16 protein-coding genes are annotated in these 16,542 nt (G+C 73.2%); 9 read left to right on the forward strand and 7 right to left on the reverse strand.

Features of this window, described 5'->3' with window-relative positions; genetic code table 11:
* Positions 1-145 precede the first annotated feature (145 nt).
* A complete protein-coding gene (gene fabG, locus ACZ7OH_RS06620; RefSeq protein WP_470279930.1) occupies positions 146-850 on the forward strand; it encodes a 3-oxoacyl-ACP reductase FabG in 705 nt (234 codons plus the stop codon).
* A gap of 54 nt (positions 851-904) precedes the next feature.
* Positions 905-1,672: an enoyl-ACP reductase FabI gene (fabI, locus tag ACZ7OH_RS06625; RefSeq protein WP_013226770.1), complete on the forward strand. Its 768-nt coding sequence runs from the start codon at positions 905-907 to the stop codon at positions 1,670-1,672.
* Positions 1,673-1,675: 3 nt separating this feature from the next.
* Here the strand turns inward: fabI and ACZ7OH_RS06630 are convergent, their stop codons facing one another.
* A complete protein-coding gene (locus ACZ7OH_RS06630; protein WP_470279931.1) occupies positions 1,676-2,836 on the reverse strand; it encodes a Cmx/CmrA family chloramphenicol efflux MFS transporter in 1,161 nt (386 codons plus the stop codon).
* Between the two features lie 68 nt (positions 2,837-2,904).
* Positions 2,905-3,486 carry a TetR/AcrR family transcriptional regulator gene (locus tag ACZ7OH_RS06635; protein WP_470279932.1) on the reverse strand — a complete coding sequence of 194 codons (582 nt, stop codon included), beginning with the start codon at positions 3,484-3,486 and terminating at the stop codon, positions 2,905-2,907.
* 87 nt (positions 3,487-3,573) lie between these two features.
* Between ACZ7OH_RS06635 and ACZ7OH_RS06640 the strand changes: the two genes are divergently transcribed.
* From ACZ7OH_RS06640 to ACZ7OH_RS06650, 3 genes are all read left to right on the forward strand, one after another.
* Positions 3,574-4,617: a ferrochelatase gene (locus tag ACZ7OH_RS06640; RefSeq protein WP_470279933.1), complete on the forward strand. Its 1,044-nt coding sequence runs from the start codon at positions 3,574-3,576 to the stop codon at positions 4,615-4,617.
* Positions 4,618-4,710: 93 nt separating this feature from the next.
* Complete coding sequence (locus ACZ7OH_RS06645) at positions 4,711-5,367, forward strand: hypothetical protein (RefSeq protein ID WP_470279934.1); 657 nt, start codon at positions 4,711-4,713, stop codon at positions 5,365-5,367.
* Positions 5,301-5,486 carry a pentapeptide repeat-containing protein gene (locus tag ACZ7OH_RS06650; protein WP_470279935.1) on the forward strand — a complete coding sequence of 62 codons (186 nt, stop codon included), beginning with the start codon at positions 5,301-5,303 and terminating at the stop codon, positions 5,484-5,486. Before ACZ7OH_RS06645 ends, ACZ7OH_RS06650 begins: the two co-directional genes overlap by 67 nt.
* Positions 5,487-5,498: 12 nt before the next feature.
* Here ACZ7OH_RS06650 and ACZ7OH_RS06655 read toward each other — a convergent pair whose 3' ends face one another.
* Complete coding sequence (locus tag ACZ7OH_RS06655; protein WP_470279936.1) at positions 5,499-6,293, reverse strand: hypothetical protein; 795 nt, start codon at positions 6,291-6,293, stop codon at positions 5,499-5,501.
* 100 nt (positions 6,294-6,393) lie between these two features.
* Here ACZ7OH_RS06655 and ACZ7OH_RS06660 point away from each other — a divergent pair, with 100 nt between their 5' ends.
* Together ACZ7OH_RS06660 and ACZ7OH_RS06665 are read left to right on the forward strand one after the other, a co-directional pair.
* Complete coding sequence (locus ACZ7OH_RS06660) at positions 6,394-7,791, forward strand: ATP-binding protein (protein ID WP_470279937.1); 1,398 nt, start codon at positions 6,394-6,396, stop codon at positions 7,789-7,791.
* On the forward strand, positions 7,788-9,752 hold the full coding sequence (locus tag ACZ7OH_RS06665) for a hypothetical protein (RefSeq protein ID WP_470279938.1): 1,965 nt from the start codon (positions 7,788-7,790) through the stop codon (positions 9,750-9,752). Before ACZ7OH_RS06660 ends, ACZ7OH_RS06665 begins: the two co-directional genes overlap by 4 nt.
* Here the strand turns inward: ACZ7OH_RS06665 and ACZ7OH_RS06670 are convergent.
* From ACZ7OH_RS06670 to ACZ7OH_RS06680, 3 genes are read right to left on the reverse strand one after another with little or no spacing between them, the layout of a single operon-like run.
* The gene (locus tag ACZ7OH_RS06670) at positions 9,728-11,056 is read right to left on the reverse strand and encodes a hypothetical protein (protein WP_470279939.1); all 1,329 of its coding nucleotides are present in this window, start codon (positions 11,054-11,056) and stop codon (positions 9,728-9,730) included. The genes ACZ7OH_RS06665 and ACZ7OH_RS06670 overlap by 25 nt on opposite strands.
* A 57-nt stretch (positions 11,057-11,113) precedes the next feature.
* A complete protein-coding gene (locus tag ACZ7OH_RS06675; protein ID WP_470279940.1) occupies positions 11,114-11,452 on the reverse strand; it encodes a hypothetical protein in 339 nt (112 codons plus the stop codon).
* A complete protein-coding gene (locus ACZ7OH_RS06680; protein WP_470279941.1) occupies positions 11,449-12,726 on the reverse strand; it encodes an amidohydrolase family protein in 1,278 nt (425 codons plus the stop codon). Before ACZ7OH_RS06680 ends, ACZ7OH_RS06675 begins: the two co-directional genes overlap by 4 nt.
* A 54-nt stretch (positions 12,727-12,780) precedes the next feature.
* Here ACZ7OH_RS06680 and ACZ7OH_RS06685 point away from each other — a divergent pair, with 54 nt between their 5' ends.
* Both ACZ7OH_RS06685 and mshC read left to right on the forward strand, forming a co-directional pair.
* Entirely contained in the window at positions 12,781-13,557 is a 777-nt protein-coding gene (locus tag ACZ7OH_RS06685) for a MerR family transcriptional regulator (protein ID WP_470279942.1), read from the forward strand.
* Positions 13,558-13,582: 25 nt separating this feature from the next.
* Positions 13,583-14,821 (forward strand): cysteine--1-D-myo-inosityl 2-amino-2-deoxy-alpha-D-glucopyranoside ligase, encoded by a 1,239-nt coding sequence (mshC, locus tag ACZ7OH_RS06690; RefSeq protein ID WP_470279943.1) that lies wholly within the window; start codon positions 13,583-13,585, stop codon positions 14,819-14,821.
* 52 nt (positions 14,822-14,873) lie between these two features.
* Here mshC and ACZ7OH_RS06695 read toward each other — a convergent pair whose 3' ends face one another.
* Positions 14,874-16,505, reverse strand: a complete 1,632-nt coding sequence (locus tag ACZ7OH_RS06695; protein WP_470279944.1) for an ABC-F family ATP-binding cassette domain-containing protein — start codon at positions 16,503-16,505, stop codon at positions 14,874-14,876.
* Positions 16,506-16,542 lie beyond the last annotated feature (37 nt).

The raw sequence follows: 16,542 nt of genomic DNA on the forward strand, positions 1-16,542 counted from the left end.
CGGGTAACCAGCAAGGTCGGGAGGCAGTTCCTAACACCCGCTTAGGGCGGTCGCGGGCACCGCCGGGCGCGGGTGCGCGGCCCGGCGGAGCTGCCGATAACCTCGTGCCCGGCATCAGCGCACGTCGACGAAGAGGGAGAACACTGTGGGACGGTCGGTTCTGGTCACCGGGGGCAACCGGGGCATCGGTCTGGCGATCGCCCGGGACCTGGCGGAGCAGGGTCACCGGGTCGCCGTCACGCACCGTGGCTCGGGCGCGCCCGAAGGTCTCTTCGGGGTCCAGGCGGACGTCACCGACACCGAGCAGGTCGACGCCGCGTTCAAGCTCGTCGAGGAGCACCAGGGCCCGGTCGAGGTGCTGGTGTCCAACGCCGGGCTGACCGACGACACGCTGCTGATGCGGATGAGCGACGAGCAGTTCGAGCGCGTCGTCAACGCGAACCTCACCGGTGCCTTCCGCGTCGCGAAGCGGGCTTCGCGCGGCATGCTGCGCGGCAAGTGGGGCCGGTTCGTCTTCATCTCCTCGGTGGTCGGCCTCTCCGGCTCGGCGGGCCAGGCCAACTACGCGGCGTCGAAGGCCGGCCTGGTCGGCTTCGCGCGTTCGCTGGCGCGCGAGCTCGGCTCCCGCAACATCACCTCGAACGTCATCGCCCCCGGCTTCGTGCACACCGACATGACCGACGAGCTGCCCGAGGCACGCAAGAAGGAGATCCTCGCGCAGGTGCCCTCCGGCCGGTACGCCGAGCCGTCGGAGATCGCCGCCGCGGTCCGCTACCTGGCGTCCGAGGAAGCCGGCTACGTCAACGGCGCGGTGCTGCCGGTCGACGGCGGCCTCGGCATCGGTCACTGACGCTTTTCGAAGACACCGCGTTTCCCGTTCACCGAACCAAGACCTGGAGGACCCGTGCCCGGACTGCTCGAAGGCAAGCGCCTGCTGATCACCGGCATCATCACCGACGCTTCGCTCGCCTTCCACGCGGCCAAGATCGCGCAGCAGGAGGGTGCGAAGGTGGTGCTGACCGGCTTCGGCCGCATGTCGCTCGTCGAGCGCATCGCGAAGCGGCTGCCCGAAGAGGCGCCCGTGATCGAACTGGACGTCACCAACCAGGAGCACCTCGACGGCCTCGCCGACAAGGTCCGCGAGCACGTCGACGGCCTCGACGGCGTGCTGCACTCGATCGGCTTCGCCCCGCAGACCTGCCTCGGCGCGCCGTTCCTCGACGCGCCGGCCGAGGACGTCAAGACCGCGATCGAGATCTCGACGTACTCGTACATGTCCCTGGCGAAGGCGTGCCTGCCGCTGATGGGGCGCGGCGCGTCGTACGTCGGCATGGACTTCGACGCGCGCGTCGCGTGGCCGGTCTACAACTGGATGGGCGTCGCGAAGGCCGGCCTCGAGTCGGTCAACCGGTACCTGGCCAAGGAGCTGGGGCCGCAGGGTATCCGCGTCAACCTGGTCAGCGCGGGCCCGATGAAGACGATGGCGGCCAAGTCCATCCCGGGCTTCGTCGACCTGGAGGACGGCTGGGGCGAGCGCGCGCCGCTCGGCTGGGACAGCACGGACCCGGACCCGGTGGCGAAGAGCGTCTGCGCGGTGCTGTCGGACTGGCTCCCGGCCACGACCGGGTCGATGATCATGGTCGACGGCGGGGTCCACTTCCTCGGCATCTGAGCCTCACACGAGCACCGGTTCGCGGTCGTCGCTCCGCTGGACGGCGACCGCGACCGTGAGCGCGACCAGCGTGGCCGCACCGAGGGCGATGCCGGTCCAGGCCACGCTCGGGAACCCGAGCCCGGCGTCGATCGCGACGCCGCCCAGCCACGGGCCGACCGTGTTGCCGACGTTGAACGCCGAGGTGGTGCTGGCGCCGACGAGCGTCGGCGCGTCGCCGGCGGCCTGGTAGGCGCGGAGGTTCAGGGCCGGGTTGGCGCCGAACGCTGCCGCGCCGAAGGCGAGCACGGCCGCGACGGCGACGAGCGCGTCGGTGGTGAGGGCGAGCACGAGCAACGCGGTCAGCGCGAGGGCGAGGCAGCCGTAGAGCGTCGCGAACGGCCGCCGGTCGGCGAGCCGGCCGCCGACGCTGATCCCGATCAGCGCACCGACGCCGAACAGCGCCAGGACACCCGGCACCCACCCGCCGGGCAGGCCGTCGGTCTCGGTCAGCAACGGCGCCAGGTAGCTGAACGCGGCGAAGATCATGGCCTGGCACAAGGCGATCACGCCGAGCGCGAGCCAGACCCGCCCCCGGCGGTAGAGCCGCAGCCCACCGCGGACGCTCACCGGGCCACCGGTGGTTTCCGGCACCAGCAGCGCCACGCCGGCGGCCGCGAGCAGCGTCACCGCCGCCACCGCCCAGAAGGCCGTCCGCCAGCCCGCGTGCTGGCCGAGGAACGTGCCGGCCGGCACCCCGGCGATGTTCGCGACGGTCAGCCCGCCGACCAGCACCGCCATCGCGCGCCCGCGCCGCTCGACGGGGACGAGCGCGATCGTGGTCGCCAGGGCGACGGCCCAGAACCCCGCGCAGGCGAGGGCGGCGACCACCCGCGTCGCGAAGAGGAGGGCGTACCCCTTGGCGAGGGCGCCGACGACGTGCGCCCCGAAGAAGACCGCGAGCAGCGCGAGGAGCGTGCGGCGGCGGGGGAGGCGCAGGGTGCCGATGGCCAGCAGGGGCGCCCCGACGACCATCCCGATGGCGAACGCGGAGATCAGCAGGCCCGCGTCGGGAATGCTGACGTTCAGGTCGGCGGCCATCCCGGGGAGCAGGCCGGTGATCATGAACTCGGACGTGCCCAGCGCGAACACGCTGAGCCCGAGGACGAAGACGGCCAGCGGCATGGGGTCCCTCCCAATTCTGTATCGTTCAGTTCAAAATCAGGGCGTGCAGAGTCCGGGGTGTGCGGCGCTCAGCGCGTGATGGCGGCCAGGGCGAGGTCCGCGACCGCGTGCATGCTCTCGCGGCTGGTGCCCCGGCGGGCCATCACGCGCAGGCCCGAGGTGGTGCTGAGCAGGAACTCCGCCACGTCGGCGGGGTCGAGGCCGTCGCGGAGGCTGCCGTCGAGCACGCCTTCGCGGGCGCATTCGGCGAACATCACGAGGTTCCGGTCGGTGTCGTCCCGCAGTGCCGCGCCCACTTCGTCGTCGGGCAGGCCGAGTTCGGCGAGGGTGTTGACCACGAGACAGCCGCGGCGGCGCTGGTCGACGTCGTCTTCGATGGCCTGGTCGAGGACCGCGGCGAGCCGCTCGGCCGCGGTGCCGGGGCCGTCGAGGACCGCTTGCCGTTTGCCGAGCTGGGTGCTCGTGTAGTGCGCGAGCGAACGCTGGAAGAGCGTTCGCTTGCTGGTGAACGTGTTGTAGACGCTGCTGCGGCCGAGTCCGGTGGCCTCGCACAGGTCCTGTGTCGATGTCGCCTCGTAGCCGTGTTCCCAGAAGGCGTGCATCGCCTTCTCGACGGCGGCGGTTTCGTCGAACTCGCGTGGCCTGGCCATGGGTGGGAGCTTAGCAGAGTTTTGGACTGAGCGATTCACAACGGGCCCGCGTCAGCGTGCGGGCCGCCACATCGGCAAGATGACGGGGTGGGATACGACGCGTTGCTGTGGCTTTCGTTCGGCGGTCCGGAAGGGCCTGACGACGTCATGCCGTTCCTCGAGAACGTCACCAAGGGCCGGGGCGTGCCGCGGGAGCGGCTGCTCGAAGTCGCGGAGCACTACCAGCACTTCGGCGGGGTTTCGCCGATCAACCGGCTGAACTGCGACGCGATCGCGGCGGTCGAGAAGCAGCTCGCGGCGGCCGGCATCGACCTGCCGGTGCACTTCGGCAACCGCAACTGGCACCCGATGGTCGAGGACACCCTTTCCGAGCTGACGTCGTCCGGCGCCTCGAGGGTGCTGGTGTTCCCCACGAGCGCGTACGGCGGCTACTCGGCGTGCCGCCAGTACGACGAAGACATCGAACGCGCCCGCGCGGCGGTCGGCTCCGAGGCACCCGAACTGGTGAAAATCCGCCAGTTCTTCGACCACCCGCTGTTCGTATCGGCGGTGGCGGACGGCGTCCGGGCGGCGCACGCGTCACTGGGCGACGAGCCGGGCATCCGCACGGTGTTCACGGCGCACTCGGTCCCGTCGAGCGCGGACCGCGCGTCGGGCCCGCCCTCCGAGGGCGGCCACCGCTACTCGCGCCAGATCGCGGAGGCCGCGCGGCTGGTGGCGGCCGAGGCGGGGATTCCGGAGTACGACGTCGTGTGGCAGTCGCGCTCGGGGCCCCCGCAGGTGCCGTGGCTGGAGCCGGACATCGTCGACCACATCGACGCGCTGCACGAGTCGGGCGTCCCCGGCGTGGTGGTCTCGCCGATCGGGTTCGTGTCGGACCACCTCGAGGTGATCTGGGACCTGGACAACGAGGCAGCCGAGCGAGCGGTCGAGCACGGGATGAAGTTCGCCCGCGCGGCAACGGCGGGCTCGGACCCGAGGTTCGCGGAGCTGGTGGTGGAGCTGGTGCGCGAGCACACGCACGGGGTGGAGCCGCGGAAGCTGTCGACGTTCCCGGTAGCGGGGTGCACGGTCAATGGTGCGCCGTGTGCGGTGGGGTGTTGCGAGCCGGCGAAGCGCCCAGCTCGCTGACGGCGGGCAGCCCCCCGCGTGCGGGGTCTTCCGCTGGGCACGTCCGGTGCCGGATGACACTCGATGGCCGGCCGGACGCTTCGAGTGGCGATCGTGCCGGCGGTCACGGTTCCCGACGCCGCCACCCGGTTGCGGCTGCAGAACGAATTCCGGACGACGTTGCTACAGGGCATCGGCGGGCTCGTCGTGGTGGTGGGCGCCTACTTCACCTGGCGTCAGCTTCAGATCAGCCGCGGCCAGCTGCGGCACAGCCTGGATTCGGCGATGGCGCAGCTGCAGCTCGGTACCCGGACGCAGGTGAACGAGCAGCTCAGCAGGTCGATCGGGCAGCTCGGCCACGACCGGGCCGGAGTCCGGGTCGGCGCGATCTTCGCGCTGGAGCAGATAGCTCGCACTTCGGTCGAAGCCCGCGCGGGGATCCATGAGCTGCTCGCGGCCTACGTGCGCTCGGAGTCGCCCTGGTCGGTGCACGACCCCGTGACCCTCGTCGCGCTCGAGCCGGGGCCCAGCCCCGACGACCCGCCCGAGCTGCCGCTGCTGAAGGTCCGCTCGCCCGACGTCCAGGCGGCGCTCACTGCACTGGGTCGGTGGATCGAGGCGCCGGGCGGGGCGGTCGAACACCAGAGCGCCGACCTGAGGGCCTGCTACCAGCCTGGCTCCGGAGAGCGAACCTGCGCGGGGTCGTGGCGTCCGGGGCCGACCTTCGAGAGGCGGTGCTGCGCAACGCGATCCTGCGTGAGGCCGACCTGACCGGCGCTGACCTCCGCGGTGCCGACCTGTCGAACGCGGACCTCACCGGGGCGACGCTGGACGGTGCGCGAGTCGACGACGCGACCGCCTGGCCCGATGGCTTCGACTGGCGACCGTGATGGGGAAAAACGTCAGCCCTCGCGGGCCGTGGATTCCGCGAACACCCGCACGGCCTCGTTGACCGCCGCGCACCGGGCCGTTCGCACCGCATCCGACAACGGCCGCAAAGCCTGGGCCCGCAACGTCGATGCCGACGCCGAAATCGCTCCACCCGGGTCATCGGACGACGCGATCGCCAAGATCGCCGCGATCTCCTCCGCCCGTTGCAACACCCGCAACGCCCGCCCCGGCGTGCCCGCCGGCCAGTCCACATCCGGCCGCGACCGCAGGTGCGCCGACAGCTCCGCCCGCACCCCCGGCCGGTCCGAGGCCACGTCCAGCGCCTGCAGCGCCCCCGCGCTGTTCCGGATCGCGTCCGTCAACCCGTGCTCGGCTTCGGCCAGCCCAACGTATTCCGGCGGCGTCGGCGAAATCGAGAACACCGTCCACCGGACGAGCCCCTCGGCGATCGGCTCCGGCACCAGCCCGAACCCGAGGTCCGCGAGCACCACCGCGTCACCCGCGCGCAGTGCCGCCTCGGTGAACGGGCCTCCGCCGCCGAGGCCGCGGACGTCGCCCGGGACCGGGAGGACCAGGCGCATGCTTTTCGCTCCCTGCGAACGCAACGCCATCAGCAGCTGGACCGGGGTGGCCGCGCGGTTGAAGGCCAGCGGCAGCGCGAACGCCTCCGCCGCGGTGGCGTCGGCGGCGACCACGTCGTGGGCCTCACCCCACGCGAGCAGGGCATCGAGGACATCGTCGGATGCGGCGGCTCCGTTGAGCCACGCTGAGGACCAGACGGCGAAAGTCGCACTGGGACGGCACACGACGCCCTATTTTACCGGTCCGTTCCGTACTGGCCGAGCGCGCCCACGCTGGAGTCGCTCCACATCGACGCACCGGCGATCCGGCAGTAGCGTCGAACGGGTGAACGCTGTTCCAGACGCTCTTCCCCGGACCGCCGGGGCCCTGCGCGCGGCCGGGTACGAGCCGCGCCCGATCGCGCAAGAGATCCACGACAACCTGCTGACCGCCCTCAGGACCGGCGAAGACGCCTGGCCCGGCATCGTCGGCTTCTCCCGCACCGTGCTGCCGCAGCTCGAACGCGCGCTGCTGGCTGGCCACGACGTCGTCCTGCTCGGCGAACGCGGCCAGGGCAAGACCCGCCTGCTGCGCACCCTCGCCGGCCTGCTCGACGAGTGGACGCCCGTCATCGAGGGCTCGGAGCTGGGCGAACACCCGCTCCAGCCGATCACGCCCGCGTCGATCCGGCGCGCCGCCGAACTCGGCGACGACCTGCCCGTGGCCTGGCGCCACCGCTCCGAGCGCTACACCGAGAAGCTGGCCACGCCGGACACCTCGGTCGGCGACCTGATCGGCGACGTCGACCCGGTGAAGGTCGCCGAAGGCCGCAGCCTGGGCGACCCCGAGACCATCCACTTCGGGCTGGTCCCGCGCGCCCACCGCGGCATCGTCGCCATCAACGAGCTGCCCGACCTCGCCGAGCGCATCCAGGTCGCCCTGCTCAACGTCATGGAGGAGCGCGACATCCAGGTCCGCGGCTACACGCTGCGGCTGCCCCTGGACGTCCTGCTCGTCGCGACCGCGAACCCCGAGGACTACACCAACCGCGGCCGGATCATCACCCCGCTCAAGGACCGCTTCGGCGCCGAGATCCGCACCCACTACCCCCTGGATGTGGAAGCGGAAGTGGCGGTCGTCAAACAGGAAGCCAACCTCGTGGCCGAGGTCGGCGAGCCGCTGCTGGAGGTCCTCGCCCGGTTCGTCCGGAACCTTCGCGAATCCACGGTCATCGACCAGCGCTCCGGCGTGTCCGCCCGGTTCGCCGTCGCAGCGGCGGAGACCGTGGCGGCCGCGGCCCTGCGGCGCGCTGCTCTGACCGGTGAGGAGCCGGCCGTCGCGCGGCCGGTCGACCTCGACGCCGTGCCGTCCGTGCTGCGGGGCAAGATCGAGTTCGAACCCGGCGAAGAGGGCCGCGAGATCGAGCACCTCGTGCACCTGATGCGCCGGGCGATCGCTGAGACCGCCCGAGGCCGCTTCGCCGGGCTCGACCTGCGCCCGCTGGCCGACGCCGTCGAGGAAGGCCACCTGGTCGCCACCGGCGAGCGCGTCCCCGCCAAGGACGTCCTCGCGGCCCTGCCGGAGCTCCCGGTGCTGCACGAGGTCGCCCAGCGCGCCGGCGTGTCCGCCGACGAGCCCGCCGGCCGGATCGCGGCCGCCGTCGAACTCGCCCTCGAATCGCTGTTCCTGGCCCGGCGCCTGGCCAAGGACTCCGACGACGCGACGACCGTCTACGGCCGATGACCGCGGTCCCGCTTCCCGACGGCTACTCCTACGGCCCGTGGCACGACGGGCCGGACCCGCTCGCGCCCCCGGCCGACCTGCGCGACGCGCTCGACGAGATCGGCCGCGAGGTCATGGCCGGGGCGTCGCCGCGGTCCGCGCTGGAGGAGCTGCTCCGGCGCGGCACCGAGCGCACGTCGGGCCTGGACGAGCTGACCCGGCGCCTGTGGCAGCGCCGGTCGCAGATCCAGCGCCGCAACAACCTGAACGGCACCCTGCAGGAGGTCCAGCGCCTCCTGCAGGAGGCCCTCGACGCCGAACGGCGGGAGCTGTTCCCGGACCCGGACGACGAAGCCCGCTTCCGCGAGGCCCAGCTCGACGCGCTCCCGTCGGGTACCGCCGCGGCCGTCAACGAGCTGGCGAACTACGACTGGCGCTCCGAGCAAGGCCGCGAGAACTACCAGCAGATCCGCGACCTGCTCGGCCAGGAGCTGATGGAGTCGCGGTTCCAGGGCATGAAGCAGGCCCTGCAGAACGCCGGTCCCGAGGACGTCGAGCGGATCAACGAGATGCTCTCCGACCTCAACGACCTCCTCGCGGCCCACGCCCAAGGCGCCGAAGACATCCAGGAGCGCTTCGACGACTTCATGGCCAAGCACGGTGAGTTCTTCCCGGAGAACCCGCGCAACGTCGAAGAGCTGATCGACGCGCTCGCCGAACGGTCCGCCGCGGCGCAACGGATGCTCAACTCGATGTCGGCCGAGCAGCGCGCCGAGCTGGCCGAGCTGACCCAGCAGGCGTTCGGCGACCCGCGGCTCGCGCAGCAGCTGTCCCAGCTGGACAGTCAGCTGCGGGCCGCGCGGCCGGGCGAGGACTGGACCGGTTCGGAGCGCTTCCGCGGCAACAACCCGCTCGGCATGGGCGAAGGCGCGCAGGCGATGGCCGACCTCGCCGAGCTGGACGCGCTGGCCGAGCAGCTGAGCCAGTCCTACCCGGGCGCGAGCCTGGAGGACATCGATCTGGAGTCGCTCGAACGCCAGCTCGGCAAGGACGCCGGCGTCGACGCCCGGCGACTGTCCGAACTGGAGCGCGAGCTGCGCCGCCAGGGCTTGTTCGAACGGGCCGCCGACGGGTCGCTCCGGTTGTCGCCCAAGGCGTTGCGGCGCCTCGGCGAAACGGCGCTGGCCGACATCGTGAACGCGCTGCGCGGCAAGACCGGCGACCGCGAGACCGAGTCGGCGGGCGCGGCGGGCGAGCCGACGGGGGCCTCGCGGCCGTGGCGGTTCGGGGACATGCAGCCCTGGGACGTGCCGCGGACCATCCGCAACGCCGTCCTGCGGTCGGTTTCGGTGGGGGAGCGGGCGGTCCGGCTCGACGTCGAGGACGTCGAAGTGGTCGAGACCGAACACCGCTCCCGCGCGGCGGTCGCGCTGCTCGTCGACACGTCCTGGTCGATGGTGCAGGAAGGCCGCTGGCTGCCGATGAAACGCACCGCGCTCGCGCTGCACCAGCTGATCAGCACGCGCTTCCGCAACGACGCGCTGCAGCTGATCACGTTCGGCCGCTACGCCCAGTCGGTGGAGCTGCCGGAGCTGATCGGGCTCGAGGGCGCGTGGGAGCAGGGCACCAACGCCCACCACGGCCTGCTGCTGGCCGGCCAGCACCTGCGGCGCCACCCGGACGCCCAGCCGGTGGTGCTGATGGTCACCGACGGCGAGCCGACCGCGCACCTGGAACCGGACGGCGAAGCGGTCTTCGACTACCCGCCCCAGCCGCGGACCCTCCACAAGACACTGTCCGAAGTGGACCGGCTGGCCAAGCTGGGCGCGTCGGTGACGGTGTTCCGCCTCGGCGACGACCCGCGCCTGACGGCGTTCGTCGACGTGATCGCCCGCCGCTCGGGCGGCCGGGTGGTCGCACCGGACCTCGACGGCCTCGGCGCCGCGGTGGTCGGCGACTACCTGCGCACCCGGCGGCGCTGAGGCGGCGCCGGCGGGCTCGCCGCCCGGTCCAGCGACCGGGCGGCGAGCACGGTGTCGTCGTGGCCGGCGGGCAGGTAGGCGTCGTGGTCGGCGAGCACCTCCCGGCCGAGCGCGCGAGCCTGCGCGAACGCGCCTTCGGCCACCAGCAGGTCGACCGACCGCCGCCGCAGCCGCAGGATCGGGCCGAGCCGCGGGCCCGCGGAGACCGACGGCAGCGCCCGGAAGTGCCGCCACAGCGCGGCGGCGTGGTCGGCGAGGTCGGCCGTGTCCTCGGTGTCCAGCACGGCGAACGCCCGGTCCAGCACCTCGGCCAGGCGGTCCTCGGCGTGCAGCCGGCCCAGCACCGCGAGCCGGGTCAGGCGGTGCATCGTCACGACTTCGCCGCTGATGTCGAATTCCGCGAGCGACGCGCCTTCGAGACCGGTCAACGCCGCGTCCACCGCCACCGGGTCCGGGCCGACGCGGTGCATCAGGGCTCGTCGCACGCCCCGCGGTGCCAGTACGGCCAGGAGCTCGGCGACGACGAGGGCCCGGCCGTCCCGCGCGGCCACCGTGCGCAGGGCGGCGAGCGTGGTGTCCTCGACCCGGGGCGAATGGTCCTCACCCGGGTCGCGCTCGAGCACGAGGGTGCCCGGCAGCCGGTCGAGGTGGCCCGCGGCCCGGATCACCCCACCGGCCTGGGCGAGGGCCAGCGGCAGGTAGCCGAGCTCCCGGGCGACGTCGGCCGCATCGGCGTCCCGGCCCGATCGCGTGCGGACGAAGCCGGCGGCCGTGGCCGGGTCGAAGCCGGTCACCGGCACCGTGGCGCCGAGGATTTCGAAGTCCGGCACCGTCGTGGTCACCAGGACGCGAGCGCGGGCGGGCAGCCACCGGGTGAGCGCGTCCGGGTCGGTCGGGCCGTCGAACACGACGATGGCGCCGTCGCGTCCGTCGAGCCACGCGAGGCCCGCGTCGGGACCGGCCAAGCCCTGCCGCCGGGCCAGCTCCGCGTAGGCGCGGGCGGTGTTCGCGGGGTCCGCGGCCGCGATCCAGAGCACCGGTGAGTGAGCCTCGCGGACGAACGCGGCGGCGAGGTGGGTCTTGCCCACCCCGCCGCGGCCCAGCAGGACGCAGGAACGGCCGGCGCGGAACGTCTCTTCGATCTTCGCCAGGAGCTCGTCGCGGCGCACCGCCGCGAGGGGTTCGCGGGGGACCGGGCCGAGCACCGGCCGGGGCCGGGCCCGGCGCCGCCGCAGCAGCAGGGCGACCACCGTGACCAGCGCGATCACGGCGACCGCACCGCCCAAGACGATCATGGTGCCCATCCGGCCAGGCTAACCGCGCTCGCCGCCGGAAACCCGCTGCGGAAGAGTGACGCCCGGTCAGGGGTGGCGGCGCCGGACCGGCACGGCCCGCGGGTCGATCCACTGACCGTGCGCGGGTTGCTCGAGCAGCGGGTCGGCCCACCGGACGCGGACACGGTCCGGGTACGCCTCCTGGATGCGGGCCTCCGTCCAGCGGCCCGGTTCCGCCTCGACCCACCACAGGTCGCCCAGGCACGAGAGGCCGTCGCGGCGGACGACGTCTTCGGCGTCCTCGCGGCCGGCCGGCTCGGCCAGCGCCGCGTGGAACACCGTCAACGGCTCCCACCCCGCGTCGGCCGGACGGAGGTGGCCGAGCAGTTCGCCGTCCTCTTCGCGCCGGACTTCGATGGTGGTCATTCCCCGGCTCCGAACGTCGGCAGCAGTTCGCGGACGGCCGCGATGACCTTCTCCGTCTGGGTCCGCAAGGCGGCCAGGCCGTCCTGCTCGTCGGCCGAGCCGACGTAGGCGTCCAGGTCGGCGCGGACCCCTGCCTTCCAGACGGCCGTCAAGTGCTGCGTCCGCGTGATGTCCCGGTCGGGGTGCCCGTTCACCAGCACGACGTCCGCGCGCAGCCCGGGGCGGAGCCGGCCGCGGTCGGCCAGACCGAACACCTCGGCCGGACGCGCGGTCGCCGCCGCGAGCGCCTCCGCCGGCGGCAGGCCCGCGGCGACCAGATGCTCCAGCTCGCGGTGCAGGCTCGCGCCGTGGACCGTGCCCGGGTTGGGCGCGTCCGTGCCGGCCAGCAGCGGCACGCCGGCCTCGCGCAGCAGCCGCGCGTTGGCCCGCGCCACCGCGAAGTCCGGCAGCTGCGGCGGCAGCCAGCGCTGCCCCTGCCGCTCCAGGACCGCGCGCCAGGCCGGTCCGAGTCGCGGCGCCAAGGCCGAGGTGAGGAGCGGCATCGTGCCGTCGTGCGGGAAGCCGTCGGCGATCGACAGCGTCGTGACGACCGCGACGCCGGCGCGGGCGACCGCTTCGGCCTGGCGGCCGGTCATGGCGTCGAACGGCACGTGCGCGAGCACGTCGACGCCGGTGGACAGCAGGTCGACGGCCCCGCGGGCGGTCGAGACGTGGGCCGCGACGAGCAGTCCGGCCCGGTGCGCGGCCTCGGTCAGGGCGGCGATCGTCGGCACGTCCAGGGACGGCATCGGCAGCGGGCCGCCGGTCCCGTCGTCGTAGAGCACCTTGAGGTGGGCGGCCCCTTCGACAACGCGGTCGGCGACGAACCGCTCGGCGTCCGCCGGGCCGGTGACGTACGGGAAGGGCGCGTACATCATGCTCGGGTGCCCGCCGGGTGCGGTCGCCCCGACGCTGGAGGACCGCACGCCGGCGGCGTCCGGGCGAGCGCCGCGGACCAGGGCGTCCCGGACGGTGTCCGGCTTGCTGAACATGTCGAGCACAGTCGTGACGCCGAACGTGAGCGCCTGCCGGAGCGCGCCGGGCAGCAGGTGGACGTGCGCGTCGATGACCCCGGGCAGCAGCGTGCCGCCCCGGGCGTCGACGTGCTCGTCGCCGGGGCGCAGCAGGGTGTCGTCGCCGAGGGCTTCGACGCGGCCGCCGTCGAGCCGCACGGCGGTGTGCTCGGTGAGGCGCTCGCCGTCGAAGACGCGGGCGCCGGTGATGGTCGTGGTCACCGTGGCGACGATAAAAGTTGACATCGTGTGAAGGTCAACTCCTAAGCTGACGCGGTGCGGTACTCGATCAGCCAGGTGGCCAAGGCGTCCGGGGTGTCGGCCCGGATGCTCCGCCACTACGACGCGATCGGCCTGCTCAAGCCGTCTTCCGTGGGCGCCAACGGCTACCGCTGGTACGGCCGCGGCGAGCTGCGGCGGCTGCAGCGCATCCTGCTCCTGCGGCGGTTCGGGCTCGGCCTGGCCGAGATCGGCGCCGTGCTGGGGGAACGGGCCGGCGAGGCGGCCGCCCTGCGCGGGCACCTGGCGCAGCTGGAGGAGGAACGGCGGCGCCTGGACCGGGTGATCGCCACCGTCGAGGAGACGGTCGCCGACCTCGACGCCGCCCGGATCGACGACCCCGGCCGGTTCTTCGCCGGGCTGCGCGAGGACGCCGCCGAGATGCGGCAGGCCTACCGCGAGACGTTCGGCGAAGGCGCCGCGAAGGCCTTCGACGTCGCCGAAGCGGCCCAGGACGGGCTGACGGCCGCGGACTACGAGCACGCCGCGGCCCAGGGCGCCGCCCTGTTCCGCCGCCTGGCCGCTGTCATGCGCTCCGGTGCCGCGCCCGGCGACCCGGCCGCACTGGACGTCGTCGCCGAGCACTACGCGTCGGTCAGCCACTTCTGGCAGCCGACCGCGGAGGCCTACGCCGCGATGGGCGGGCTGTACGAGCGCGACCCCCGGCAGCGGGACCTCGCGGCGCGCGCCGATCCGGAGCTCCCGGCGTGGCTGGCCCGGGCCATCGAGGCCTACGCCCGTGAGAGACTCGTCCCACCGGTCGGGAAGACCTGACGAGCGAACGCTTACAGTCGGGGGTATGCAGACTTGGTCATCGGTCGACGTGCCCCGCATCCCCGGCACCCCCCGCCCGCTGCGGCTCCACGACACGGCCACCGGGCAGATCCGCCCGACCGCGCCCGGCGCCACCGCCCGGATGTACGTCTGCGGCATCACGCCCTACGACGCGACGCATCTCGGGCACGCCGCGACGTACTTGGCCTTCGACCTGGTGAACCGCGTGTGGCGGGACAACGGGCACGACGTCCACTACGTGCAGAACGTGACGGACATCGACGAGCCGCTGCTCGAGCGCGCGGAGCGCGACCAGGACGACTGGGTCGTGCTGGGCATGCGCGAGACGGCGCTGTTCCGCGAGGACATGGTTGCCCTGCGTGTATTGCCGCCGAAGCAGTTCGTCGGCGCGGTGGAGAGCATCCCGGAGATCGTCGAAGTCATCGCGAAGCTGCTGGCCAACGGCGCCGCCTACCGGGCCGACGACCCGGAGTTCCCGGACGTCTACTTCGACCACTCGGCGACCGGCAAGTTCGGCTACGAGTCGAACTACGACGAAGCCACCATGCGGAAGTTCTTCGCCGAGCGCGGCGGCGACCCCGACCGCGCCGGCAAGCGCCACCCGCTGGACGCGCTGCTGTGGCGCGTCGCGCGCGAGGGCGAGCCGTCGTGGGAGTCCGAGCTCGGCCCGGGCCGCCCGGGCTGGCACATCGAGTGCAGCGCGATCGCGGTGAACCGGCTGGGTCTCGGGTTCGACCTCCAGGGCGGCGGCTCGGACCTGATCTTCCCGCACCACGAGTACAGCGCGGCGCACGCGGAGGCCGTCGCCAAGGACGGGCCGTTCGCCCGCCACTACGTGCACGCCGGGATGATCGGCCTCGACGGCGAGAAGATGTCGAAGTCGCGCGGGAACCTGGTGTTCGTCTCGCGGCTGCGGGCCGACCGGGTCGACCCGGGCGCGATCCGGCTCGCGCTGTTCGCCGGCCACTACCGCGAGGACCGTGCCTGGACGTCGTCGCTGCTCACTGAGGCCGAGGCTCGGCTGGCGCGCTGGCGCGAGGCCGTCGCGCTGCCGGCCGGCCCGTCGGCGGAGGACACGGTCACGCGGCTGCGCGACCACCTCTCCGACGACCTCGACACACCGAAGGCCCTCGCGGCGATCGACGCGTGGGCGAACGAAGCCCTGCGTCGCGACGGCACGGACGCGACGGCGCCGGGCCTGATCCGCATCGCCGTCGACGCCCTCCTCGGCATCACGCTCTGACGACGACAAGGAGGGCCCGGTGCGCTGCCGGGCCCTCCTTGTGTATAACGGCCTACACGGCGGCGGGCCGGCCGTCGGCCAGTTCGAGGTGGTCGCCCGGCCAGTCCCGGCGCAGCCACCGGTCGTGGGACGCGATGACGACCGCGCCCGGCGCCGTCTCCAGCCCCGCGAACAGTTCTTCCGCCAGGGTCAGCGAAATGTGGTTCGTCGGCTCGTCCAGCAGGAGCACGTCCGGCGGCTCGGCGAGCAGGATCGCCAGCGCCAGCCGGCGCCGCTGACCGACCGAGAGCGCACCGACGGGCTGCCGGAGGTCCCGGGACGCCAGCAGGCCGAGGTGGCTCAGCGGGGGAGCGTCCTCGCCGAGCGTGTCCCGGTAGACCCGGGCCGCCGTCCGCTGCGGCTCGGCGAACACGACGTCCTGCTCCAGCAACCCGACGCGCACGCCGTGTCCGAAGTGGACGGTGCCGCTCGCGGGAGCAAGCCGGCCGGCCAGCACCGACAGCAGCGTCGACTTCCCGGCGCCGTTCCCGCCCGTGACGAGCAGCCGCGCGGAGCCGTCGACGTCCAGCCGGGGCAGGCTCAGCCGTCCCGGAACCTCCAGTGAGCGCACCGAAATCGCCGGTCCGTCGCCGGTGGCGTGCCGGGTCAGCTCGGTCCGGAACCGCAGCGGCGCCGGGGGTTTGCGCACCTGGTCGCGTTCGAGGTTCTCCAGCCGCTGCTCGGCGTCGCGCACCCGCCGCGAGATCGTCTTCTGGACGCGGGCGCCCTTGAAGTGGTGGATGAACTTGTCGTTGTCGCGCGGGCCGCGTCCGTAGGCGACGTTGTGCGCGGTGACCGCGACGGTCTCCCGCAGCTCCTTCAGCTCCTCCTGCTCTTCGGCGAACCGCTGCTCCCACCGCGCCCGCTCGGCCTTCTTGTGGCCGAGGTAGTCGGTGTAGCTGCCGCCGTAGCGGACCGCGCCGCCGGCCTGGCGGTCGGCCGCGGCCGGGTCGAGGTCGACGATGTCGGTGCAGACGGCGTCGAGGAACACCCGGTCGTGCGACGACAGCACCACGATCCCGGTCAGCTCGGTGAGGTGGCGTTCCAGGAACGCCATCGCGGCGTCGTCGAGGTGGTTGGTCGGCTCGTCCAGCAGCAGCGTCTCCGGCTGCCGGATCAGCAACGCCGCCAAGCCGAGTCGCGACCGCTGCCCGCCGGACAGCGTGCCCAGCCGCCGGTCCGGCTCGACGCCGCCGAGACCGAGCCCGTCACAGACGAGCTTCGCGCGCCGGTCGGCGTCCCAGAGGTCGTGGGCCTGGGCCCATTCCAGGACGCGGCCGTACTCGTCCAGCACCGACGAGTCGTCGGGCCGGTCGGTCATCGCCGTGGTCAGCTCGTCGAGCCGGGCGGCGGCGACGCGGATCTCGGCCAGCGCGTCGTCGAGGACGTCGCTGAAGGTCGCGTCCATGCCGAACGGCAGCTCCTGCAGCAGGAACCCGACGTCCGGGCCGCGCAGCACCTCGCCGGAGCGCGGTTCCTCGAGCCCGGCGAGCAGCCGCAGCAGCGTGGACTTGCCGGTGCCGTTCTCGCCGACCAGGCCGAGCCGCTGCCCGGCCGACGCGGTCAGCGTGACGCCGTCGAGGACGACGCGGGTGCCGTAGCCGAAGACGACGTCCTTGGCCTGCAAGGGAAAGAGGGTGGACATGTGCGATCACCGGGCCCGGGTGGGAAGAAGCGGAAAT

This window comes from Amycolatopsis sp. NPDC114478, assembly GCF_055633805.1.

What these genes read in the sequence shown, in the direction of transcription:
- ACZ7OH_RS06670 (WP_470279939.1), bottom strand. Translation starts at nt 11,056, where the DNA reads ATGGGCACCATGATCGTCTTGGGCGGTGCGGTCGCCGTGATCGCGCTG.
- ACZ7OH_RS06665 (WP_470279938.1), top strand. Translation starts at nt 7,788, where the DNA reads ATGACCGCGGTCCCGCTTCCCGACGGCTACTCCTACGGCCCGTGGCAC.
- ACZ7OH_RS06695 (WP_470279944.1), bottom strand. Translation starts at nt 16,505, where the DNA reads ATGTCCACCCTCTTTCCCTTGCAGGCCAAGGACGTCGTCTTCGGCTAC.
- ACZ7OH_RS06630 (WP_470279931.1), bottom strand. Translation starts at nt 2,836, where the DNA reads ATGCCGCTGGCCGTCTTCGTCCTCGGGCTCAGCGTGTTCGCGCTGGGC.
- ACZ7OH_RS06635 (WP_470279932.1), bottom strand. Translation starts at nt 3,486, where the DNA reads ATGGCCAGGCCACGCGAGTTCGACGAAACCGCCGCCGTCGAGAAGGCG.
- ACZ7OH_RS06675 (WP_470279940.1), bottom strand. Translation starts at nt 11,452, where the DNA reads ATGACCACCATCGAAGTCCGGCGCGAAGAGGACGGCGAACTGCTCGGC.
- mshC (WP_470279943.1), top strand. Translation starts at nt 13,583, where the DNA reads ATGCAGACTTGGTCATCGGTCGACGTGCCCCGCATCCCCGGCACCCCC.